Origin of the sequence: Nonomuraea sp. 3-1Str, from assembly GCF_031570565.1 — a bacterium.
Taxonomy (GTDB): domain Bacteria; phylum Actinomycetota; class Actinomycetes; order Streptosporangiales; family Streptosporangiaceae; genus Nonomuraea.
Genome location: NZ_JALHBK010000005.1, coordinates 115749 through 137560, shown reverse-complemented (window position 1 = coordinate 137560; position 21812 = coordinate 115749). Strand labels below are relative to the sequence as shown.

The following is a 21812-nucleotide window of genomic DNA, read 5'->3' as shown; positions in this document are numbered from 1 at the left end:
CGGAAAACACCTGCGTCTCGGCGGCGATGTCCGTAAAGATTTCCATCCAAGGCGATGAGGGAGGGGACGGACCGATGGGGAGCAGGACCGTGACGGCGGCCGGTGTCCTGGCGACGGCACTGGCGGCGACCGCGGTCACCGTGGCCCTCACGGTCACGCTCGCGGGGCCGGCCGCCGCGGACGACTGCCCCCAGGGGGGCGGATTACTCGGCGGGGTGACCGGCACGCTCTGCGACACGGTGGGCAAGGTCACCGACACCGTCGACACCGTGACCGGAGGCAGGGCGAAGGGCCTGACCGACACGGTGGACGACACCACGGGCAAGGTGCTCGGCAAGGTCGGCGAGGCCGTGCCCACGGTCAGGCCGGGCCAGGCCAGGAAGGCCGATCCGGAGCCGTCCGCCACCGCCACGCTGCTGCCCGAGAAGCTGGCGGACGTCTGCCTGCCGGTGCTGGCCTGCGACGACCAGAGCGTCCACGACGACGGCGTGACGCCCGCGCCGCGCGCCACCGAACACCCGCCCGCCGAACGGCGCACCGGGCAGCCGGAGCAGCCGACGCGCTCCGGCACGGCCCGCCAGCGCAAGGACGACAAGCAGCACGCGGCGGTGCCCACGGCCGCGCCCACCCGCTCCGCGAGGCAGCCGGAGAGCCAGCCGTACCTGATGGACACCCGGGAGGAGCGGGTCGGCGAGGAGCCGGAGGCCGACCCCGACGAGGCCCGCATCGACCTGCTGTGGCCGCAGCCCCTCGTGCGCGAGCTGACGGCGCCGATGCGCGACCAGCAGGTGGTACGGCCCAGCACCCCGGCCTCGGACGTGCTGGGCACGGCGCTGACGATCGCGCTGCTGCTGTCGGCGGTGGCGGCCACGCGGGTGGTGCAGCAGCGGCGGCAGCGGGCGGACCGGGCCGACTCGATCCCGTTCGAGCCGTCGACGGCCGCCAACGGCCGCCACCGCCTGGCCTGACGCGGGGCCGGCCCGAGGACGAGCCGGCCTGGACAGGGGCCTGTCCGGCGGGGGCCGGCCCGATGGAGGGGCGGTCAGGCGCCGATCGCGTGGACGCCGCCGTCGACGTGGACGATCTCGCCCGTCGTCGCCGGGAACCAGTCGGACATCAGCGCGACGCACGCCTTGGCCGCCGGCACCGTGTCGCCCAGGTCCCAGCCGAGCGGCGCCTTCTCCGGCCAGCTGTCCTCGAACTCCTTGAAGCCGGGGATCGACTTGGCCGCCATCGTCCGCAGCGGCCCGGCCGCGACGAGGTTGACCCGGATGCCCTGCTTGCCGAGGTCGCGGGCCAGGTAGCGGGAGGCGGACTCCAGGCCGGCCTTGGCCACGCCCATCCAGTCGTAGACGGGCCACGCCTTGGTGGCGTCGAAGTCGAGGCCGACGACCGCGCCGCCCTCCTTCATCAGCGGCAGGCAGGCGACCGCCAGCGACTTGAACGAGTACGTGGACACGTGCAGGGCGGTGGAGACGTCCTCCCACGTGGTGTTGAGGAAGTTGCCGCCGAGCGCGGTCTGCGGGGCGAAGCCGATGGAGTGCACGACGCCGTCGAGGCCGTCGACGTGCTCGCCGACCCGGTCGGCCAGGGTGTCGAGGTGCTCGGTGCTCTGCACGTCGAGCTCCAGCACCGGGGCGGGGTGCGGCAGCCGCTTGGCGATGCGCTCGACCAGGCTGAGCCGGCCGAAGCCGGTGAGCACCACCGTGGCGCCCTCCTCCTGGGCCAGCTTGGCCACCGAGAACGCGATGGAGGCGTCGGTCAGGACCCCCGTCACGAGGATCCGCTTGCCTTCGAGAATGCCCACGTCAGTGCCCCATTCCAAGTCCGCCGTCGACGGGGATCACGGCCCCGGTGATGTAGGAGGCGTCGTCGCTCGCCAGGAAGCGGACGACGCGCGCGACCTCGCCCGGCGACGCCTGCCGCCCGAGCGGGATGTTCTTGATAATGGCCTCCTCGTCCAGACCGGCCGTCATGTCGGTCCGCACGAAGCCGGGCGCGACCACGTTGACCGTGATGCCCCGCGAGCCGTACTCGCGGGCCATGGACCGGCCGAACCCGATGAGCCCGGCCTTGGAGGCGGCGTAGTTGGTCTGGCCGGCGGAGCCGGACAGGGCGACGACGGAGGAGACGAGGATGACGCGCCCGCGCTTGAGCTTCATCATCGGCCGGATGGCCCGCTTGGCGACCCGGTAGGCGCCGGTCAGGTTGGCGTCGATGACGTCGGTGAAGGTGTCCTCCTTCATCATCGCCAGCAGGGTGTCCTTGGTGACGCCGGCGTTGGCCACCAGCACCTCGACGGGCCCGTGCTCGGCCTCCACCTTGTCGAAGGCGGCCTCGACGTCGGCCATGACGGTCACGTCGCACCGGACGCCGAACAGCCCCTCCGGGGGCTCCCCCGAGCGGTAGGTGACCGCGACGGCGTCGCCGGCCGCGGCGAGTTCTCGGGCGATCGCGAGGCCGATGCCGCGATTGCCCCCGGTGACGAGTACAGAGCGTGCCATGGGACCTGACGCTATCTCCTACCGGCTGGTATGCGCTTGTCCGGGGCAGACAAGATCACAGGGTTAGGATCGTGGACATGCGCCAGATGGACCCCGATTTCCTGGAGCTGCCGCTGCGGCAGCTGGCGGACGCCGCCCTGCAACGCGCCCGCGACCTGGGTGCCGAGCACGCCGACTTCCGGCTCGAACGCGTCAGGGCCGAGTCAATGAGCCTCTACGACGCCCGGCTCGAAGGCGCGATGGACGCCGACGACCTGGGCTACGCCGTGCGTGTCGTCAAGGGCGGCACGTGGGGCTTCGCCTCCGGCATCCTCCTCACCCCGGAGGCGGCCGCGGCGGTGGCCGAGCAGGCGGTGCGCGTGGCGGAGGTGAGCGCGCCGATCAACAGGGAGCCGATCGAGCTGGCGCCCGAGCCCGCCCACCGCGAGGTGACGTGGGTCTCCTCGTACGAGGTGGACCCGTTCACGGTGCCGTCGGCCGACAAGGTCGCGCTGCTGGCCGACTGGTCGGCGGAGCTGCTGAAGGGGGCCGACCACGTCTCGGCCCGGCTGCTCCAGGTCAAGGAGCAGAAGTTCTACGCCGACTCGGCCGGCACGGTCACCACGCAGCAGCGGGTGCGCCTGCATCCCGTCCTCAACGCGATGAAGGCCGCGGGCGGCGGCTTCGACGACATGTCGACGATCGCGCCGCCGGTCGGCCGGGGCTACGAGTACCTGACCGGCACCGGCTGGGACTGGGCGGCCGAGCTGGCGCAGCTTCCCGAGCTGCTGGCGGAGAAGCTGGCCGCGCCGTCGGTCGAGGCGGGCGAGCACGACCTGGTGATCGACCCGTCCAACCTGTGGCTGACGATCCACGAGTCGATCGGCCACGCCACGGAGCTGGACCGGGCGCTCGGCTACGAGGCGGCCTACGCGGGCACCAGCTTCGCCACCTTCGACCAGCTCGGCGAGCTGGTGTACGGGTCGCCGGTCATGAACGTGACCGGTGACCGCACGGTCGAGCACGGCCTGGCCACGGTCGGCTACGACGACGAGGGCGTGCAGGGGCAGTCGTTCGACATCGTGCGCGACGGGATCCTGGTCGGCTATCAGCTCGACCGGCGGATGGCGCTGATGAAGGGGTTCGGCCGCTCCAACGGCTGCGCCTTCGCCGACTCGCCCGGCCACATGCCGATCCAGCGCATGGCCAACGTCTCGCTCGCCCCGGCCCCGGACGGGCCGTCCACGGAGGAGCTGATCGCGGGCGTGGAGCACGGCCTCTACATCGTGGGCGACAAGAGCTGGTCGATCGACATGCAGCGCTACAACTTCCAGTTCACCGGGCAGCGGGCCTACCGCATCGTCGGCGGCCGGCTGGCCGGGCAGGTGCGCGACTTCGCCTACCAGGCGACGACGACCGACTTCTGGCAGTCCATGGAGGCGGTGGGCGGGCCGGGGACGTACGTGCTGGGCGGCGCCTTCAACTGCGGCAAGGGCCAGCCGGGGCAGGTCGCCCCGGTCAGCCACGGATGCCCCTCGGCGCTGTTCCGGGGCGTGCGGATCCTCAACACCGTGCAGGAGGGTGGCAAGAAGTGAGCGAGCGCATCACCGGCGGTTCGCCGCAGGACATGGTGGAGCGGGCCCTGGAGCTGTCGGGGGCCGACGGCTGCATGGTGCTCGCCGACGAGAGCTCCACCGCCAACCTGCGCTTCGCGGGCAACACCCTCACCACCAACGGCGTCGCCCACTCGTCGCGGCTGACCGTGATCTCCGTCGTGGGCGAGGGCGTCGGCGTGGTGTCCCGCGCCGCCGTACGGCCCGGCCAGCTCGCCGACGTGGTGGCGGCGGCCGACCGGGCGGCGCGCGAGGCCCGGCCGGCCGAGGACGCCCGGCCGCTGGTCGAGGGGGTGCCGGCCAGCCCGTCGTGGGGTGAGCCGGTGACGCCCACGGACATCGGGGTGTTCGAGGGGTTCGCGCCGGCGCTGGGCGAGGCGTTCGCCACCGCCGAGTCGGGCGGCAGGAAGCTGTACGGCTTCGCCGAGCACTCCCGTACGACGACGTTCCTGGGCACGTCGGCGGGGCTGCGGCTGCGCCACGACCAGCCGTCGGGCCGGCTGGAGCTGAACGCCAAGTCGGCCGACCTGAAGCGGTCGGCGTGGACGGGCGTGGCGACGCGCGACTTCTCCGACGTGGACGTGACGGGGCTCGACTCGTCGCTGGCCCGGCGGCTCGAATGGGCCAAGAACCGGATCGACCTGCCGGCGGGCCGTTACGAGACGCTGCTGCCGCCGAGCGCCGTGTCCGACCTCATGATCTACATGTACTGGTCGGCGGGCGCCAGGGACGCGCTCGACGGCCGCTCGGTGTTCTCCAAGCCGGGCGGCGGCACCCGGGTGGGCGAGCGGCTGGCCGAGCTGCCGATCACGCTGGCGGGCGACCCGTCGGCGCCGGGGCTGGAGTGCGCGCCGTTCGTGGTGGCGCACGGGCCGAGCCGCGAGGCGTCGGTGTTCGACAACGGCCTGCCGCTGGAGCCCACCGCGTGGCTGCGGGACGGACGGCTGGAGGCGCTGCCGCAGACCCGCTACTCCGCGCAGCTCAGCGACATGCCGGTGACGCCGTCGATCGGCAACCTGATCATGACCGGTGGCGAGGGCGGCCGGTCGCTGGAGGAGATGATCGCCTCCACGCGGCGCGGCCTGCTGCTGACCTGCCTGTGGTACATCCGCGAGGTGGACCCGCAGTCGCTGCTCGTGACGGGGCTGACCCGTGACGGCGTCTACCTCGTCGAGGACGGCGAGGTCGTGGGCGAGGTGAACAACTTCCGGTTCAACGAGAGCCCGGTGGACCTGCTCGGCCGCGTGTCGGAGGTGGGATCGAGCGGGCAGACGCTGCCCCGGGAGTGGAACGACTACTGGACCCGGGCGGTCATGCCGGCCTTGCGGGTGCCCGACTTCAACATGTCGACGGTCAGCCAGGCGAGCTGACCCGCCGGCCCGCGCCCGCCTCCCCCGGCGGGCGCGGCCGTCGCCGTGCGACGTCGCCCGTGCGACGTCAGGTGTCCTCCAGCCGGAAGCCCACCTTCATGCCCACCTGGTAGTGGGCGACCTCTCCCCCTTCGATGTGCCCGCGCACCTCCGTCACCTCGAACCAGTCGAGGTGACGCAGCGTCTGCGAGGCGCGCCGGATGCCGTTGCGGATGGCCTCGTCGACGCTTTCGGCCGAGGTCCCGACTATCTCGGTGACCCGGTACGTTCGGTCCGTCATCTCCACATCCTCCTTACTCGAAAGCCATGATCGCATGACCCGTCTTCCAGGGCCGGGCAGCCGTCGCCGGGCGCCCCTCCGAGGTCTACGGTGGGACATATGAGGATCTGGCGCAGGAAGAACGACGTTCATCAGGTGACGGACGCCAGACCCTCGCTGAGCGCGGACATCCAGCGCCGCGAGGTGAGCTACCTGATCAAGATGGGCATCCGGACGATCTGCCTGATCCTGGCCGTCGTGGTGCCCGTGCCGTGGCCGTACAGGCTGCTGTTCATCGCGGGCGCAGTCTTTTTGCCATACATAGCCGTAATCGGAGCCAATGAGAGGGGGATGGATGTCCCTCCTCCCACCTTTCAGACACCGGAAGCTAACCAAAGCGAGATACCGAGGCACCGACGCGAGATCGGGTCGTGACTAAGTCTTGACGCATCCCATGGGTTGTAGGTGTACGCTTTAGCCAGCACTCCGGTCCCCCGTCGGAGTGCTGGTGCCGGCGTTCCGGGCCCCCGTCGGAACGCCGATGAAGCGACGCCGGGTGGTTTGCCCCCGTAACCACCCGGCGTCGCCCTTTCCCGGGGAAATCCGCGCCGTAGATGATCAGTCCGGCGACGACGCCACCCGTGTGATAGGGCCCCTTTCCCGAAATCGTTTTCGCTCCGTCGCGTCCATAATTGCCAGGAAACTTTCAGGTTCGCGCAGCGGTTGACATGATGAGTTCGTTGGAGTGTCAGTCGCCGGTCAGCGTCTGGGGCGTGGCCTGTCCCCAGTCGCGGGCTAGGGCGGTGAGGCGGGCGACGGCGTCCTCGGGCGCGGTGCCGGCGCCCTCGGCGAGGCCGAGCAGGTAGGCGGTCAGCGGGGCGGCGGGCCGGGCCACGCCGTGCGCCACCTCCTTGGTCAGCTCCAGGATCAGGTCGCGGTCGACGCGGGCCGGGTCGACGCCCAGCTCCTTGCAGGCCAGCGCGGTCCACTCGTTCAGCACGTTCATACGGTTGTGCGGCGCGGGCGCCCCCGCACGCCACGGCCTCGCGGCACGTCCTGCCGCGTCACGGCCGTCACGGGGCGGGCGTCGCGCCTCCTCCTGTCGTCGGGAAGGGGACACGGGTCGTGTCACCGAGGCGGGCTTCGTCCAGGTCGTCCATTGTGTCGCAGTCGAACCAGGCCCGCTCGGGCAGCGCCACGCGGGCCGCGACGAGGGGTGCCAGCAGGCCGCGCAGAGCCCGCCCGCCGTACCGGCCGAGCGCCGCCCGCAGCGGCGCGGCCTCCCACCCGCCCAGCAGCCACTGCTCCCGCCCGTCACCGTCCACCGCCACCGCCCCGGCCGGCCGTGCCGCCTCCTCGCCGCCGTCGCCCGGGGCGCTCCCACGGCCCTCGTACGCGTCCGGGACCTCCGGGGCGCCGGTGGGCCGGGCCGCCGCCTCTCCGGGCGCCAGGGACGGGCCTCGCGCCTGCGCGGGGTGGACGCCGGCGGCCGCGGGAGGGCCGCCGGAGGTCTCGGCGGGGCGGCCGGGGACGGCGGAGGTCTCGGCGGGGCGGCCGGGGGTGGCGGGCATGGCGGACAGGAGGGTGGCGATGTGGGCCGGGGTCAGGAACGGGAGGTCGGCGGCCAGCAGGACCACCCTCGGCGCCGTGACCTCGCGCAGCCCGGCACGGAGCGCGGGCACCGGGCCGCCGCCCGGAGGGTCCTCCCGGGTGAAGACCACGCCGGGCAGGTCCCGTTCGGGCCCGACCACCACCACCCGTCCTGCCCCGGGAACGGCCGCGACGACCCGCTCCAGCAGCGTCCGCCCGCCCACGACGAGCCCGGGCTTGTCGGCGCCGCCGAGCCGCCGCGCCTCTCCCCCGGCCAGCACCACCACGTCGTACCCACCGCTCATGCCTTCACCGTACGCACCTCGGTCCGCGCCCGGTCCCGATACCCCGCCGCGCGTCCGCGCCCCCCGCCCACTGCCTCCGCAACCGCGGGCAGCCCGCATCCTCTATGGCAACAGAGATTGACATAGAAGGGACAGGAGTGGTCCGATGGCGCGATGAGTACCGAGTTCCTCCTCACCACCCTCGTCATCGTCGTCACGCCCGGCACCGGTGTGCTCTACACGATGGCCGCCGGCCTGGCCCGGGGCGGGCGTGCCGGCATGGTGGCCGCCCTCGGGTGCACCCTGGGCATCGTGCCGCACATGGCCGCCGCCATCACCGGCCTGGCCGCCGTCTTGCACGCGAGCGCCCTGGCGTTCCAGGTGCTGAAGTACCTCGGCGTGGCGTACCTGCTCTACATGGCCGTCCTGACCCTGCGCGAGCGCGGGGCGCTCAGCGTCGAGCCGGAGACGGCCCCGCGCCCGGCAAGCCGGGTGATCGCCTCCGGCGTGCTGGTGAACATCCTCAACCCCAAGCTGTCGATCTTCTTCTTCGCGTTCCTGCCGCAGTTCGTGAGCGTGGACGAGCCTGCGGCGTTCGCGCGCATGCTGGAGCTGAGCGGGGTGTTCATGCTGGCGACGTTCGTGGTGTTCTGCGGGTACGGATGGTTCGCCGCGGCCATCCGGGGTCAGGTGATCTCACGTCCCCGGGTGATGGCGTGGATGCGCCGGGTGTTCGCCGGCGCGTTCCTGGCGCTGGGGGTGAAGCTGGCGCTGACCGAGAACTGAGCCTCAGCCGCCGATCGCCGACATGGGGCGGGACGGCTGCAGGAACGACGGGTCGTCGATGCCGTGTCCCGCGCGCTTGCGGGCCACGGCGGCGGTCCAGCGCGCGGCCAGCTCCTCGTCCGTGGCGCCGTCCCTCATCGGCGTCTTGAGGTCGGACTCCTCGGTGGCGAACAGGCAGTTGCGCACCTGGCCGTCGGCGGTGAGCCGGACGCGGTCGCAGGCGCCGCAGAACGGCCGCGTCACCGAGCCGATCACGCCCACCCGGGCCGGCCCGCCGTCCACGAGGAACCGCTCGGCCGGGGCGCTGCCGCGCTCCTCCAGGTCGTCGGGGGTCAGGTCGAACGCGGCCGAGAGCCGGTCGAGGATCTCGTCGGCGGTCACCATGTTCTCGCGGCTCCAGCCGTGCTGGGCGTCGAGCGGCATCTGCTCGATGAAGCGCAGCTCGTACCCCTGGTCGAGGCAGAAGCGCAGCAGCGGCACGGCCTCGTGGTCGTTGACGTCGCGCATGAGCACGGTGTTGACCTTGACCGGGCGCAGGCCGGCGTCGTGGGCGGCGGCCATCCCCTCGACCACGTCGGCGAACCGGTCGCGGTGCGCCAGCCGCTTGAACGTGTCGCGGTCGAGGGTGTCGAGCGAGACGTTGACCCGGTCGAGCCCGGACTCCGCCAGCGGCCGGGCGAGCCTGGACAGGCCGATGCCGTTGGTGGTCAGGGAGACCTGCGGCCGGGGGCGCAGCGCGGTGGTGCGGGCGACGATCTCCACCAGCTCGCGGCGCAGCAGCGGCTCCCCGCCGGTGTAGCGGACCTCGGTGACGCCGAGCCGCTCGACGCCGATCGTGACCAGCCGGACGATCTCGTCGGCGGTCAGGAGCTGGGCGTTGGGCAGCCAGTCGAGCCCTTCGGGCGGCATGCAGTACGTACAGCGAAGGTTGCACTTGTCCGTGAGGGACACCCGCAGATCCGTCGCCACCCGTCCGAACGAGTCCCGCAACATGGGCGTCACCTCCTGTCAGATCGCCGGACGGCAAGCCTACGGCCCGGCCCCGCAGTAGCCCCAACCCGGCTGGTCACATGGTGCCGTATCCCATGACAACAGCCGCACACCACACCCGATTCCCCCGGCATCACGCCCCGGAAATCGAGTACCGGGCATGCCGGACAGGGTGCCATCATCCGGACCATGCATCACTGGCCGCTCTTCTCCCTGACGATCACCACGCCCCGGCTGGAGCTCAGGCTGCCCTCGCTGGCCGACCTGGACGAGCTGGCCGGACGGGCCGCCGAGGGCATCCACGACCCCGCGGTCATGCCGTTCCTCTACCCCTGGTCGGACGCCGAACCGGAGGAGCGCGCCCGCAGCACCGTGCAGTACCACTTCCGGCAGTGGGCCGGCTGGACGCCCGCCGCCTGGAGCTGCCCGCTGGTCACCGTCTTCGAGGGACGGGTGGTGGGCGTGCAGGAGGTGGAGGCCGTGGACTTCGCGGTCACGCGGGAGGTGCGGACGGGCTCGTGGCTCGGGCGGCGCTTCCAGGGCCTGGGGATCGGCACCGAGATGCGCCGCGCCGCGCTGCATCTGGCGTTCGACGGGCTCGGGGCCGAGAGCGCCGTGTCGGAGGCGTACCTCGACAACCACGCGTCGCTGCGCGTCTCCCGACGGCTCGGCTACCGGGACGACGGCCTCGTCCGCGGCAGCCGCCGCGGCGAGCTGGCCCTGCAGCAGCGGCTGCGGCTGGACCGCGAGGAGTGGAGCACGCCGCCCGGCCACCGCATCGACGGGCTGGAGGCGTGCCTGCCGCTGTTCGGCCCTCCGACCGGCCCGGAGCGGGCGCCGGGAAAACGAGTGGGGTTCTCGTCATGATCGCGGCACACTGGGGCACGGACGAGTAAAGGAGACCTCGGACATGCCGAACCAGCCCGCACCCAACGTGCTCTCGTGGGCCAGCGAGATCGACGACGCCGCGATCATGCAGGCCGCGCGCACCGCACGCCTGCCGTTCGTCGCCGGCCACGTCGCGCTGATGCCGGACGCGCACGTCGGCATCGGCGCCACGGTCGGCTCGGTCATCCCCACCGAGGGCGCGATCATCCCGGCCGCCGTGGGCGTCGACATCGGCTGCGGCATGGTCGCCACCGAGACGACCCTCACCGCGGCCGACCTGCCCGACAGCCTCGACGCCCTCATGCCGCTCGTGGAGCGCCGCATCCCCGCCGGCGTCGGCAAGGGCCACGACGACCCGTCCGTGGACCGCACGCTGAGCGCCCTCGGGCTGCCGCACACCGATCTGACGGCCAAGCAGGAGAAGACGGTGGCGGTGCAGTTCGGCACCCTCGGGTCGGGCAACCACTTCGTCGAGGTGTGCCTGGACGAGCGGGAGCGGGTGTGGACGGTGCTGCACTCGGGCTCGCGCGGCATCGGCAACCAGCTCGCCACCCAGCACATCGTCGGCGCCAAGGGCCTGATGCGGCGCCAGGCCATGGGCCTGGAGGATCCCGACCTGGCCTACTTCACCCAGGGCACCCCGGAGTTCGAGGCGTACGTCGAGGACATGCTGTGGGCGCAGAGCTACGCCATGGCCTCGCGCGCCCGGATGGACCGGGTGCTGGTGGACGCCCTGTTCCGGGTCGTCGGCAAGGGATCGCGTGTCCGTGTCATCAACTGCCACCACAATTTCACCCAGTTGGAGAGCCACGGCGGCAAGGAGCTGTGGATCACCCGGAAGGGCGCCATCAAGGCCGCCACCGGTGACGAGGGCGTGATCCCGGGGTCGATGGGCACGCGGTCGTACATCGTGCGCGGGCGCGGCAACCCCGCCTCGTACGACTCGTGCTCGCACGGCGCGGGGCGGCGGATGTCGCGCAGCAAGGCCAAGAAGCGGCTGACGGCCGGCTCGCTGGCCGAGGCGATGCGCGGCCGCACCTGGAACGCGGACCGGGCGGCCGCCCTGGTGGACGAGCACCCGGAGGCGTACAAGCCGATCGACCAGGTCATGGCCGACCAGCGGGACCTGGTGGAGGTGCGGCACACGCTCAGCCAGGTGTTCAACTACAAGGGCTGAGCCTCACAGCCGCAGGTGCGCGCGCTGGGCGGCGTACAGGTCGGCGACCTGGGGCCGCTCGCCGTGCCCGGCGAGCAGGCTCTCCAGGTCGCCGGCGAAGTCCGGGACCAGCCCGCTCACCGTGCCGGTGACGCCCCGGACGCCGACCGTGACGCTGCGGGGCGCGGGTCGGCGATCGTGATCGCGTACGGGTCGCCGCCGGTGACGCGGACGTTCCAGTGGGCGATGCGGGAGCCGAACAGCGGCCCCGAGGCGGCCGAGCCGCCGACGCGGCCGTTGTTGACGAGTGTGACGTCGGTCCGGACGTTCTCGAACGGCAGCGCCCGGTGGGTGTCGAACGTGCCCTCGGCCATGGTGCCACGCCGCCAGACGTTGCCGGACGACAGGCCCTCCAGTTGCCCGCCGCGGCGGCGGTGACGTCGCGGAACGTCACCGCGTCGCGGTCACCTCCGCCGAGGCCGGTGACCTGGGCGAGGCCGGAACAGGCGGGGCAGACGGCGACGCGGGCCGCGCCGTCCCGGCTCGCGCGCTCGGCCTCCAGCGGCGGCGGCGCGCTCAGGGAGAGGGGATGGCCGAAGCCGACCCCGATCTCGTCGATCTGGAGCTGCCGGTGGAAGCGGGGCGCCTGGGGCCGCTCCACGTGCTGAGGATCTCCAGCCTGACGTGGCGGGCGGTGCGCGGCCCGAGGTCGATGAACTGGACGCCGCGGGCGCTGCGCAGGGCGGCGGCGCGCACGGGCTCACCCCACCGCTTGCCGTCGTCGCTGACGTAGACGCGGTAGTCCTTGATCCGGGCGGAGTCCTCGCGCCGGCCGAACGACTCGCGGGCATACGTGGGCGACATCTCCCGCTGGTTGACGGCCAGGTAGGCGACGGGGCGGCGCCGGCCCAGATCGAGCGTCACCGACACGGGGAGCCGGGCGTCGCTGTCCCAGTAGTCCCGGAAGCCGCCGTCCACGAGCGCGGAGGCGGGGTGGCCGGCGCGGGAGGAGGTGGCGGTGGCCGTGAACCCGGACGAGTCGTACACGAACGGGCGGCCCTTGGTATCGACCTCGAAGACCGTGTCGTAGTCGTCCCACCTGGTGATGCCGAGGATCGTCAGGTGGCCGCCGGACTGGTGGAAGCGCATGCGCTCGCCGGTCCGCAGGTCGCGGACGCCGGTGACGAGGTGGCCGTTGTCGCGCAGGCGGACGAAGTCCGTACGCGGCCTGGTCACCACGTGGACGTACTGGGTGCCCGAACCGCGGGCGACGGTGACGACGCCGTGCGCGCCGTCGTTCCAGAAGCCGGGCTGCAGGCCGCCGTACAGGTAGCCGCCGCCCTCGGTCCGCTCCAGCGAGGCCCGGATGGGCGGCACCCAGCCTGCCATGAACGCGTTGAACGCCTCCTGCTGCGGCGGGAAGCGGCCGTTGACCATCGGCGTCTCGGCCATGAGGGACTTCATGGAGGAGCCGGCGTTGGTGATGTAGCGGCCGGTGCTGAGCCGGACGTCCACGGGGTGGTCGCGGCCGTCGTACCACCAGTCGCCGGTGGTGGGCAGCTTGTAGTCGGCCTCGGTCAGGCGGGGCATGGGGGTGAAGGCGGCCTGCGGGTAGTCGTAGGCCGGGGTCATGCCGGTCTTCTGCTCGTTGCTGACCGTGTCCATGATCGGCGTGTCCTCGTTGTTGTTGCTCAGCAACCAGGACGGGCGCTTCTCGCGGATCTGCTCGTAGAGGTGGTTCTGCTCCCAGTACTCGTTGTCGTTGTCGATCCAGAACCCGGCGAGGTCGGGCTAGTTCCGCATGACCTCGAAGAACAGGTCGTAGCTGAACATGCCGAACCCGGGCCGGGTGGTGAGGTCCACCTGCCGCCCTTTGTAGGCGGAGTAGGCGGCCGAGTCGAGGGTCTGCACGCCCTGCTCGCTGTGCCACTGCGGGTCGTCGGTCATGTAGAGCAGGACGCGGACGTTCTTCGCCTTGCCGGCGGCGACCAGCTCGCCGAGGAGGTCACGCTGCGTGGAGCAGCTTCCGGGTCCAGCCGCCGTCCGTGACGTCGCTCTCCCACTGGGCGCAGTCGAGGTGGCGGGGGGCGGTGAACATGCCCCAGTGCAGGAACAGTCCGGCGGTGGAGTCGCGTAACCACTGCTGGCGGGGGTGCTCGACCTCGGCGGCGGCGGGGCGGGCGGCGACGAGGGTGGTGAGGGCGGCGATCAGGGCGAGGACGAGCGCGGCGCGGGAGGCGCGCCGAGCGGGTCTCACCTGGGTACGGGGCTGCGGAGGAAGTCCCATGACGGCGGCTCTTTCGTCGAGCTGTGGTGGAGGCTCGCGGATCAGAGATCCGATGATTACATCGACGTTGACGGCGGTCAAGGGTCTGACTCGCGCCCCGTGCCCTATCCATCCGATGACTGGCGGGAGGATCGTGGGGGTTCGACCTGGTGACGCTGGGTAGCGGAAGAACCATCGGATATCCGGGGAGAGAGAGTTCGACATGCGCCGTACCGTCGCCGTCTCCGCCGTCGCGCTGACGCTCGCGACCGCGGGATGCAGCGGCCTGACGTACAACTCCGAGGACGTCACCCGCATCTTCACCCCCCAGAACGAGGGAGCCAACGCCAGCGGCAAGGGAGTCTACGTCCGCAACGCGTTCCTCCTCGGCGGTCAACCGGGGGCGCGGCCGGCCACGCCGCCGGCCGGGCTGCCGCTGTACGCCGTGCTCGTCAACGACCGAGCCGAGCCGGTGCGCCTGGCACAGGTGACGCTGCAGAAGGGCGGGCAGGCCCAGCTGACGGCCCCGGTGGTGGTGCCCGCGCGCGGGATCGTGGGGACCGACCGGCCGATCGGCACGGTGACGGGCGTGGCCGACACGGGCTCGGTCTCGATGACGTTCAGCTTCGACTCGGGGCGGGGCAGCCTGCGGCTCATCGTGCCGGTCGAGGCGAGGAGCGGCCTGTTCGCCACACTCAACCCCGGCGGCCCCTCGACCCCCACCGGCCCGGCGTCACCGGCGGCGCCCGTTTCACCGGGCGCCCCGACGAGCCCGTCACCCGCTAGCACCCCGTGACCGTCCGGGCGTACCCCCCGGGCCGCCCGGCCGGTCTCCGCCAAGCCGGCGGACGTGGAGGCTTCCCGTCACGCCGCGCCGGCGTCGCCGGCTCCGGTCACTGGCCGGCCAGGCCGGTGTGCGCGACGCCTCGCACGATCTGCCTCTGGAACAGCACGAACACCACCAGCAGCGGGAGCCCCGCGAGCACGACGGACGCCATGATCTGGGCGTAGCGCAGGCCGAACGTGCCCTGCACGACGTTGGCCAGGCCCACCGGAAGGGTCATCGTGTTCGGGTCGGTGGAGACGATGAACGGCCAGAGGAAGTTGTTCCACGTCGTGATGAACGTGAAGATCGACACGGCGGCGAGCACCGGCCGCGACAGCGGCAGCACGATGGTGAAGAACACCCGCCAGCGTCCGGCCCCGTCCACGAAGGCCGCCTGCTCCAGCTCCGGCGGCACGTCCTGGAAGAACTTGTAGAGGATGTAGACGATCAGCGGCGCGGCCACCTGCGGCAGGATGACGGACCACCAGGTGTCGACGAGCCCCAGCGACACCATCTCGGCGAACAGCGGCGCGATGAGCACCTGGGGCGGCACCATGATCCCGGCCAGGATGAGAGCCAGCAGCGCCCGCTGCCCGCGGAAGCTGGTCCGGGCGAAGCCGTAGGCGGCCATGGCCGAGAACAGCACGGTCATGGCGGTCACGATCACGGCGGTGACCACCGAGTTGACCGCCCACTTCACGATGCCGCCGGTGCCGAGCACGAGGCTGTAGGCGTCGAAGGTGATGCGGCTGCCGATCCACTCCAGCGGCAGCTTGGTCGTCTCGCTCTCGGGCTTGAGCGAGGTGGCCACGGCCCAGGCGACGGGCGCGAGCCAGGCGGCGGCGAGCACGAGGGCGGTGGCCAGCAGCACGAGCCGGCCCCAGCCGAACCTCTTGGTCATGACGGCTCCTCGCTCTTGCGGAACAGCCGGAGCTGCGCCAGGGAGACCACGACGATGATCGCGAACAGGATGTAGGACACGGCCGAGGCGTAGCCGATGCGGTAGCCGGTGAACCCGGTGTCGTAGGCGTACTCGATGATCGGCCGGGTGGAGTCCTCGGGGCCGCCGCCGGTCATCAGGTAGATCTGGTCGAAGACCTTCAGCGAGGCGAGGAGCTGGAGCACGACGACGACGCCCGTCGTGCGGCCGAGCAGGGGCAGCGTGATGGAGCGCAGCCGGTGCCAGGAGGACGCCCCGTCGATCGCGGCGGCCTCGTACAGGTGGCGCGGGATCGACTGGAGCGCGGCGAGGTAGAGCAGGAAGTTGAAGCCGACCGTCCACCACACCGTGGTCAGCACCATCGACCACATCGCCGTGGAGGGGTCGCCCAGCCACAGCACGTCGGTGCCGAGGCTTCCGTTGAGCAGTCCGTACTCGGGCGGGTAGATCATCTGCAGCCAGAGCAGCGAGACCACGGCCGACGGGAGCAGGAACGGGCCGAAGAACGACAGCCGCCACAGCCACTGCATGAAGCGCAGCTGGTGGACCAGCAGGGCGAGGGCGAGGCCGAGCAGCACGAGCGGGACCGTGCTGAGCACGGTGAACACGAGGGTGTTCCACAGGGAGCGCCACATGCGGGGGTCGGCGAACGCCTCGGCGTAGTTGGCCAGGCCGACGAAGCGGTCGTTGGTGCCGGCGATGTTGACGCTCGACAGGCTCATCCGCAGGCCCTGCAGCAGGGGCCAGACGAGGAAGGCCAGGTAGACCGCCAGGAAGGGCGCGATGAACAGCATCCCGTGCTGGGTCCAGCGGCGGCGCGCCCGGGCGTGCTCGGCGGGCGCGGCGGCCGGGGCGGCGGGGACGGCGACGGTGGTGGTCATCATCGCTCCTCTGCGGGGAAGGGGTTGGGCGCGGCCATGAGCCGGCGAAGCGCCTGCTTGGCCTGGGCGAGCCCCTGCTCGGGGGTGCGGGCGCCGCTGACGACCGGGGAGAACGCCTCGCCGAAGTCGAGCCAGAGCCGCGACGCGGATCCGGCGAACCACGCCCTCGGGTCGAGCGCGACCTCCGTGATGACGGAGCGGTACTCCGACTGGGGGTGCAGCGCGAGGTACTCCGGCTCCTCCAGCGTGGGCAGGTAGGCGGGCACGTGCCCGGCGACGGCCCAGTCGGCGCTGTTCTTCACCAGATAGGCGATGAAGCGGTAGGTGGCCCGCTCGATCTCCGGGTCGCGCTCGCGCTGGTGCGGCAGCACGAACGCGTGGCAGTCGGCCTGGGCCGCTCCCGTGCCGAAGACGCTGGGGAAGCGGGCCATGCTGAACGGGGTGCCGCGCTGCTTCAGGCCGGTGGTCTCCCAGTCGCCGTTCCACAGGAAGGCCGCCTGGCCGTTGGTGAACGCGGCCACGGAGGCGCCGTAGTCGGTGCGCGGGTCGCACAGCCCCTCCTCGCCGAGGGTGCGCATGAGGCGCAGCGCGTCGAGCGCCTTGGCGTCGTCGAGGGTGACGCGCGAGCCGTCCTCCGACAGCAGGGTGCCGCCGCTCTGCGAGTAGAGCGACCACCACAGGCGCCAGGGGCCGACGGTGCCGAGGCCGAGGGCGTCAAAGACGAGCGGCGGCCGGCCGCCGAGCACGCCCTTGGCCTTGCGCAGCGCGGCGAGCAGCTCCTCGGGCCCGTCGGTGGGCCGCAGCCTGCCGTCGGGGGCGAGCAGGCCGGCCCGCTCACAGATCTCGGTGTTGTAGTACAGCACCATGGGGTGGGCGTCGAACGGGACGGCGTACAGCTCGCCGCCCACGTGCGCGCGCTCCCAGATGGGCGGGCTGAAGTCGGCGGCTTCGAGACCGTTCTCGGCGAGCAGGGCGGGGTCGATCGGATCGAGGATGCGGCCGGCGCCGATGCCGGACAGGCGGGCGAGGTGGAAGGTGGCCAGGTCGGGCGAGCGGCCGCCGGCGCCGGCCATGGCGATCTTCGTGTAGTACGGCTCGCCCCACGCGAGCACGTTCTCCTCGACGGCGATGCCCGGGTTGTCCTTGGCGAACCCGCGGACCATCTTGTTCATGATGATGCCGTCGCTGGCACCGAGGAAGTGCCAGTAACGCACGCGGGTCCCGGCCGAGCCGAGTCCGACGGGAAGGGAACAGCCGGCGGCGCCCGCGCCCAGCAGCGCGAGACCACCGCCCAGGAGGCTGCGGCGGGTGAGGGATGGTCTGTCCACGGTGGGCCTCGTTCCTCTGGACAGCGATGCCTCAGGAGTGTTAGCGGTCACAATCCGCATGTCAAGACCTTGCTTCCATCAGTGCACAGACCTTGACGTTGAGGGTGATAACGCTAACAATCGGGGCATTCCAGTCACACCTGCACCACAGGAGCGCGAGAGCACGTGAGCAACCGCAGGGCCCGCGAGGCGCACCTCACCATCGACCCGGCGTTCCGAGTGGCCCCCGTGCGGCGGCGCACGTTCGGCACGTTCGTCGAGCATCTGGGCCGGTGCGTCTACACCGGCGTCTACGAGCCGGGACACCCCTCCGCCGACGAGGACGGCTTCCGCCGTGACGTCCTCGACCTGACCCGCGAGCTGGGCGTGTCCACGGTGCGCTACCCGGGCGGCAACTTCGTCTCCGGCTACCGCTGGGAGGACGGCGTCGGCCCGCGCGAGAGCCGGCCGCGCCGGCTGGACCTGGCCTGGCACAGCACGGAGACCAACGAGGTCGGCGTGGACGAGTTCGTCCGCTGGTGCCGCAAGGCCGGGGTCGAGCCGATGATGGCGCTCAACCTGGGCACGCGGGGCGTCGCCGAGGCCCTCGACCTCCTGGAGTACTGCAACCACCCGTCCGGCACGGCCCTGTCGGACCAGCGGATCGCCAACGGCGCCAAGGAGCCGCACGACATCCGCATGTGGTGCCTGGGCAACGAGATGGACGGCTTCTGGCAGACCGGCCACAAGACCGCCCCCGAGTACGGCCGGCTGGCCGCCGAGACCGCCCGCGCCATGCGCATGGTCGACCCGGGCCTGGAGCTGGTGGCCTGCGGCAGCTCCGGCTCCTCCATGCCGACGTTCGGCGCCTGGGAGGCGCAGGTGCTGGAGGAGACCTACGACCTGGTCGACTACGTCTCCTGCCACGCCTACTACGAGGAGAAGGACGGCGACCTCGGCAGCTTCCTGGCCTGCTCGACCGACATGGAGTACTTCATCTCCTCCGTCGTGGCCACGGCCGACCACGTCGGCGCGAAGCTCAAGTCCCGCAAGAAGATCAACATCTCCTTCGACGAGTGGAACATCTGGTACCTGTCACGCTTCCAGGCCGCCGAGCCGCCGCGCGACTGGCCGGTGGCGCCGCCGCTGCTGGAGGACCACTACCACCTGGCCGACGCCGTCGCCTTCGGCGGGCTGCTCATCACCCTGCTGCGCAACAGCGACCGGGTGACCGCCGCCTCCCTGGCCCAGCTCGTCAACGTCATCGCGCCGATCATGACCGAGCCGGGCGGGCGGGCCTGGCGCCAGACCACCTTCCACCCCTTCGCCCAGGCCTCCCGGTACGCCACGGGCGACGTGCTGCGGGTCGAGCCCGTCTCCCCGTCGTACGAGACGGCCGAGTACGGCGAGGTGCCGCTGCTGCACGCCGTGGCCACCCGGGCCGAGGACGGCGGCGTCACCGTGTTCGCCGTCAACCGCTCCACCGACGAACCGCTGTCCCTGGAGATCGACGCCCGCGCGCTCGGCGGCGTGCGGATCACCGAGGCGACCACGCTGACGGACACGGACGTCTACGCCCGCAACACCGCCGACGATCCCGGCCGGATCGCCCCCCGCCCCAACCCGGACGTCGAGCACGAGCCCCTGCGGGTGCTGCTGCCGCCGGTCTCGTGGAACGTGATCCGGCTGAGCTGAATCCGCCCGGGCCCTCAGGCCCGCTGCGGGGTGCCCGTACTCTCCCGCACCACCAGGTCGGGCTCGACCAGCCGGCGCCGCTCGCCCTTGTCCTCGCCCGCCATGCGGTCGAGGAGGAGGTGGAAGGCGTGCCGGCCGACCTCGCGGAAGTCCTGCCGCACGGTGGTCAGCGGCGGCCAGAAGTACGCCGACTCGGGGATGTCGTCGAAGCCGACCACGCTGACGTCCTCCGGCACCCGCCGCCCGGACTCGCGCATGGCGCGCAGCACGCCCAGGGCCATCTGGTCGTTGCCGACGAACACCGCCGTCACGGACGGGTCGGCGGCCAGCCGGCGGCCGAGCTGGTGGCCCGAGCGGGGACTCCAGTCGCCGCGCAGCGGCTCGGGCACGGAGCGGCCCTCGGCCTCCAGGACGCCGCGCCAGCCCTCGATGCGGCCGCTGGCGTCGATCCAGTCGGCCGGGCCGCCCACGTGCCAGACGGTCTCGTGGCCGAGGCTCAGCAGGTGGCGGGTGGCGCGGATCGCGCCGGCCCGCTGGTCGACCATGGCGACCGGGACCGGGATGTCCTCGCCCGCGTCGACCGCGACCACCGGCAGGTCGGGCGGCAGGTGGTGCAGGCCGTCGGCGGCGGACTCGTGCGGGGCGACGATGATGACGCCGTCGACCGACTGGGAGCGCAGCCGATGGACGCCCTCCTCGATGGAGCGGCGGTTGAGCGCGCTCAGGCTCGCGATGCTCACGGTGTAGCCGCTGAGCCGGGCGGTCTGCTCGATGCAGTACAGGGTGGAGGCCGGGCCGTACAGGGTGGTGTCGATGCTCACCACGCCCAGCACGCCCGAGCGGCCGGTGACGAGCTGCCGGGCCGCGGAGTTGGGCCAGTAGTCGAGCTCGCGCACGGCCGCCAGCACGCGCGCCCGGGTCTCGGCGCGCACGCGGTGAGGCGTGTTGAGCACCCGGGAGACGGTCATCGCGGAGACGCCGGCGAGCGCGGCGACGTCCCCGAGCACCGCGGGCCGGCTGCGCGGCCTCCCTCCCCCGTCAGAAGCCGTCGCCATGCGCCTCACCCCTTTCGCGATAACGCTAACAGGAACGGTCCCGCACCGCGTGCCCAAAAGCGATCTCCTTTGCGTCGACGCGGGCTTCCGTGCGACCGGTCACCCCTGGCGGAACCCCATCAGGCGCGTCTTCGTTCGCTAGGCAGGCGGGAGCCCCCCGCGCGACAGGACGGACGGGGAGGTACCCGATATGCCCGGACAAACCACTCAGACGGCCCGGCCCCTTCCGGACGCCGCCGGAGACCGGGTGCTGCGGTACCCGGCCGGGGCGCTGGTGATCCTGACCGGGCTGCCGGGCGCCGGCAAGAGCACGATGCTGCGCCGCCTGTACGCGATGGACGGCACCGAGGCGGCACCCGTGGTCGTGGACGGGGTCACGGTCATCGACTCCGCGCAGTCGAAGGCGCGCTGGGCGGGCACCCTCGGCCGGGCGCCCGGACGGGTGCGCACCGCGGTCGTCTTCGCCACCCACCTCCTGCGGATCCGGCGCGCGCTCGCCGCCGGCGGGCCGGTGATCGCGCACAACCGGGGCTGCGGGCCGCTGGTGCTGCGCGTCTTCGCCCGGATGGCCCGGCGCAGCGGCGCCGCCTTCCACCTGCTGCTGCTCGACGCCGGCCCCGAGGCGGCCCTGGCCGGCCAGCGGGCCCGCGCCCGGGTCGTGCGGGCGCGCACGTTCTCCTACCACCGCCGCCGCTGCGAGGCGCTGCTCGCGCGGGTCAGGGCCGGGACGGCCGCTCCCGCGGCGGGCGCGGTGGTGATCGACCGGAGCGCGGCGAGCCTGCTCCGCGGCATCGTCTTCGACGGGGAGCCCGCCTCCCCCTCCTCGCGCACGGAGCCCAGTACGATCTACAGATGACCGAAATGACCGAAACCACGCCCGGCTGGCTCGCACCCGAGGAGCTGGAGTCGCTGCGCGGCCGGATGCCGATCCTGTACGTCGACGCGGTGCCGGTGCGGGTGGACGACATGGGCATCGTCACCCACGTGGGACTGCTGCTGCGCATCGCCCCCGACGGCAACGTGAGCCGGGCCCTGGTCTCCGGGCGGGTGCTCTACCAGGAGCGGGTCCGCGACGCGCTGCTGCGCCACCTGGAGAAGGACCTCGGACCGGTCGCCCTGCCCAGCCTGCCGGCCTCCCTCGCGCCGTTCACCGTGGCGGAGTACTTCCCCTCCCCCGACGTCACGCCTTACCACGATCCGCGCCAGCACGCGGTGTCGCTGGCCTACATCGTGCCGGTGCGGGGCGACTGCCGGCCGCGCCAGGACGCGCTGGACCTGGTGTGGTTCACGCCGGAGGAGGCGGCCTCGCCGATGGTGCAGCAGGAGATGACGGGCGGCCAGGGAGTCCTGCTCAAGCAGGCGCTGGCGCACGTGGGCCGGCTCACCTGACACCCCGGCCCGCCCCGGCGAGGGTCGGGCGGCG

At 72.3% G+C, this 21812-nt stretch carries 24 protein-coding genes and 1 pseudogene; 11 read left to right on the top strand and 14 right to left on the bottom strand.

The features are described from left to right. Positions 1 to 74: 74 nt before the first annotated feature. Entirely contained in the window at positions 75 to 968 is an 894-nt protein-coding gene (locus tag MTP10_RS11175) for a hypothetical protein (protein WP_310709004.1), read from the top strand. Between the two features lie 74 nt (positions 969 to 1042). Here MTP10_RS11175 and fabI read toward each other — a convergent pair whose 3' ends face one another. Both fabI and fabG read right to left on the bottom strand, forming a co-directional pair. After that, positions 1043 to 1807, bottom strand: coding sequence for an enoyl-ACP reductase FabI (gene fabI, locus MTP10_RS11170; RefSeq protein WP_310709003.1), 765 nt, complete (start codon positions 1805 to 1807; stop codon positions 1043 to 1045). 1 nt (position 1808) lies between these two features. Continuing rightward, positions 1809 to 2504, bottom strand: a complete 696-nt coding sequence (fabG, locus tag MTP10_RS11165) for a 3-oxoacyl-ACP reductase FabG (RefSeq protein WP_310709002.1) — start codon at positions 2502 to 2504, stop codon at positions 1809 to 1811. 77 nt (positions 2505 to 2581) lie between these two features. Between fabG and MTP10_RS11160 the strand changes: the two genes are divergently transcribed. Both MTP10_RS11160 and MTP10_RS11155 read left to right on the top strand, forming a co-directional pair. Beyond that, positions 2582 to 4078 (top strand): TldD/PmbA family protein, encoded by a 1497-nt coding sequence (locus MTP10_RS11160; RefSeq protein WP_310709001.1) that lies wholly within the window; start codon positions 2582 to 2584, stop codon positions 4076 to 4078. A 32-nt stretch (positions 4079 to 4110) separates the two neighbouring features. Then, positions 4111 to 5466: a metallopeptidase TldD-related protein gene (locus MTP10_RS11155; protein ID WP_310709221.1), complete on the top strand. Its 1356-nt coding sequence runs from the start codon at positions 4111 to 4113 to the stop codon at positions 5464 to 5466. A gap of 67 nt (positions 5467 to 5533) precedes the next feature. Here MTP10_RS11155 and MTP10_RS11150 read toward each other — a convergent pair whose 3' ends face one another. Further along, on the bottom strand, positions 5534 to 5746 hold the full coding sequence (locus tag MTP10_RS11150; protein WP_310709000.1) for a dodecin: 213 nt from the start codon (positions 5744 to 5746) through the stop codon (positions 5534 to 5536). A gap of 99 nt (positions 5747 to 5845) precedes the next feature. Here MTP10_RS11150 and MTP10_RS11145 point away from each other — a divergent pair, with 99 nt between their 5' ends. Further along, positions 5846 to 6160, top strand: a complete 315-nt coding sequence (locus MTP10_RS11145; RefSeq protein ID WP_310708999.1) for a DUF3099 domain-containing protein — start codon at positions 5846 to 5848, stop codon at positions 6158 to 6160. 313 nt (positions 6161 to 6473) lie between these two features. Here the strand turns inward: MTP10_RS11145 and MTP10_RS11140 are convergent, their stop codons facing one another. Continuing rightward, positions 6474 to 6731 carry a DUF6457 domain-containing protein gene (locus tag MTP10_RS11140; RefSeq protein WP_310708998.1) on the bottom strand — a complete coding sequence of 86 codons (258 nt, stop codon included), beginning with the start codon at positions 6729 to 6731 and terminating at the stop codon, positions 6474 to 6476. Between the two features lie 562 nt (positions 6732 to 7293). After that, a pseudogene (locus tag MTP10_RS41930) lies at positions 7294 to 7620 on the bottom strand (molybdenum cofactor guanylyltransferase); the annotation flags it as partial. A 153-nt stretch (positions 7621 to 7773) separates the two neighbouring features. On the opposite strand from MTP10_RS41930, the gene MTP10_RS11130 reads away from it, so the two are divergent. Then, complete coding sequence (locus MTP10_RS11130) at positions 7774 to 8385, top strand: LysE family translocator (protein WP_310708996.1); 612 nt, start codon at positions 7774 to 7776, stop codon at positions 8383 to 8385. 3 nt (positions 8386 to 8388) lie between these two features. Here MTP10_RS11130 and moaA read toward each other — a convergent pair whose 3' ends face one another. Continuing rightward, positions 8389 to 9378 (bottom strand): GTP 3',8-cyclase MoaA, encoded by a 990-nt coding sequence (gene moaA / locus MTP10_RS11125; RefSeq protein WP_310708995.1) that lies wholly within the window; start codon positions 9376 to 9378, stop codon positions 8389 to 8391. Between the two features lie 186 nt (positions 9379 to 9564). Between moaA and MTP10_RS11120 the strand changes: the two genes are divergently transcribed. Together MTP10_RS11120 and MTP10_RS11115 are read left to right on the top strand one after the other, a co-directional pair. Beyond that, positions 9565 to 10242, top strand: a complete 678-nt coding sequence (locus tag MTP10_RS11120; RefSeq protein WP_310708994.1) for a GNAT family N-acetyltransferase — start codon at positions 9565 to 9567, stop codon at positions 10240 to 10242. 43 nt (positions 10243 to 10285) lie between these two features. Then, positions 10286 to 11440, top strand: a complete 1155-nt coding sequence (locus tag MTP10_RS11115) for an RtcB family protein (protein WP_310708993.1) — start codon at positions 10286 to 10288, stop codon at positions 11438 to 11440. Positions 11441 to 11556: 116 nt separating this feature from the next. Here the strand turns inward: MTP10_RS11115 and MTP10_RS11110 are convergent, their stop codons facing one another. From MTP10_RS11110 to MTP10_RS11095, 4 genes are all read right to left on the bottom strand, one after another. Next, the gene (locus MTP10_RS11110; RefSeq protein WP_310708992.1) at positions 11557 to 11793 is read right to left on the bottom strand and encodes a hypothetical protein; all 237 of its coding nucleotides are present in this window, start codon (positions 11791 to 11793) and stop codon (positions 11557 to 11559) included. A gap of 202 nt (positions 11794 to 11995) precedes the next feature. Continuing rightward, positions 11996 to 13117: a discoidin domain-containing protein gene (locus MTP10_RS11105; protein ID WP_310708991.1), complete on the bottom strand. Its 1122-nt coding sequence runs from the start codon at positions 13115 to 13117 to the stop codon at positions 11996 to 11998. A gap of 93 nt (positions 13118 to 13210) precedes the next feature. Then, the gene (locus MTP10_RS11100) at positions 13211 to 13366 is read right to left on the bottom strand and encodes a hypothetical protein (protein WP_310708990.1); all 156 of its coding nucleotides are present in this window, start codon (positions 13364 to 13366) and stop codon (positions 13211 to 13213) included. Positions 13367 to 13424: 58 nt separating this feature from the next. Then, positions 13425 to 13706: a hypothetical protein gene (locus MTP10_RS11095; RefSeq protein ID WP_310708989.1), complete on the bottom strand. Its 282-nt coding sequence runs from the start codon at positions 13704 to 13706 to the stop codon at positions 13425 to 13427. Positions 13707 to 13908: 202 nt separating this feature from the next. Between MTP10_RS11095 and MTP10_RS11090 the strand changes: the two genes are divergently transcribed. Then, on the top strand, positions 13909 to 14481 hold the full coding sequence (locus tag MTP10_RS11090) for a hypothetical protein (protein WP_310708988.1): 573 nt from the start codon (positions 13909 to 13911) through the stop codon (positions 14479 to 14481). A gap of 97 nt (positions 14482 to 14578) precedes the next feature. Here MTP10_RS11090 and MTP10_RS11085 read toward each other — a convergent pair whose 3' ends face one another. Genes MTP10_RS11085 through MTP10_RS11075 form a run of 3 tightly spaced genes read right to left on the bottom strand, consistent with a single transcriptional unit; the run spans position 14579 to position 17660 of the window. After that, a complete protein-coding gene (locus tag MTP10_RS11085) occupies positions 14579 to 15412 on the bottom strand; it encodes a carbohydrate ABC transporter permease (protein WP_310708987.1) in 834 nt (277 codons plus the stop codon). Then, on the bottom strand, positions 15409 to 16332 hold the full coding sequence (locus tag MTP10_RS11080; protein WP_397334446.1) for a carbohydrate ABC transporter permease: 924 nt from the start codon (positions 16330 to 16332) through the stop codon (positions 15409 to 15411). Before MTP10_RS11080 ends, MTP10_RS11085 begins: the two co-directional genes overlap by 4 nt. Further along, positions 16332 to 17660: an extracellular solute-binding protein gene (locus tag MTP10_RS11075; RefSeq protein ID WP_310708985.1), complete on the bottom strand. Its 1329-nt coding sequence runs from the start codon at positions 17658 to 17660 to the stop codon at positions 16332 to 16334. Before MTP10_RS11075 ends, MTP10_RS11080 begins: the two co-directional genes overlap by 1 nt. A 165-nt stretch (positions 17661 to 17825) precedes the next feature. On the opposite strand from MTP10_RS11075, the gene MTP10_RS11070 reads away from it, so the two are divergent. Beyond that, entirely contained in the window at positions 17826 to 19334 is a 1509-nt protein-coding gene (locus MTP10_RS11070) for an alpha-N-arabinofuranosidase (RefSeq protein WP_310708984.1), read from the top strand. 14 nt (positions 19335 to 19348) lie between these two features. Here the strand turns inward: MTP10_RS11070 and MTP10_RS11065 are convergent, their stop codons facing one another. Then, positions 19349 to 20389: a LacI family DNA-binding transcriptional regulator gene (locus MTP10_RS11065; protein ID WP_310708983.1), complete on the bottom strand. Its 1041-nt coding sequence runs from the start codon at positions 20387 to 20389 to the stop codon at positions 19349 to 19351. A gap of 190 nt (positions 20390 to 20579) precedes the next feature. Between MTP10_RS11065 and MTP10_RS11060 the strand changes: the two genes are divergently transcribed. Both MTP10_RS11060 and MTP10_RS11055 read left to right on the top strand, forming a co-directional pair. After that, positions 20580 to 21245 carry an AAA family ATPase gene (locus tag MTP10_RS11060; protein WP_310708982.1) on the top strand — a complete coding sequence of 222 codons (666 nt, stop codon included), beginning with the start codon at positions 20580 to 20582 and terminating at the stop codon, positions 21243 to 21245. After that, positions 21242 to 21778: an NUDIX hydrolase family protein gene (locus tag MTP10_RS11055; RefSeq protein ID WP_310708981.1), complete on the top strand. Its 537-nt coding sequence runs from the start codon at positions 21242 to 21244 to the stop codon at positions 21776 to 21778. Before MTP10_RS11060 ends, MTP10_RS11055 begins: the two co-directional genes overlap by 4 nt. Positions 21779 to 21812 lie beyond the last annotated feature (34 nt).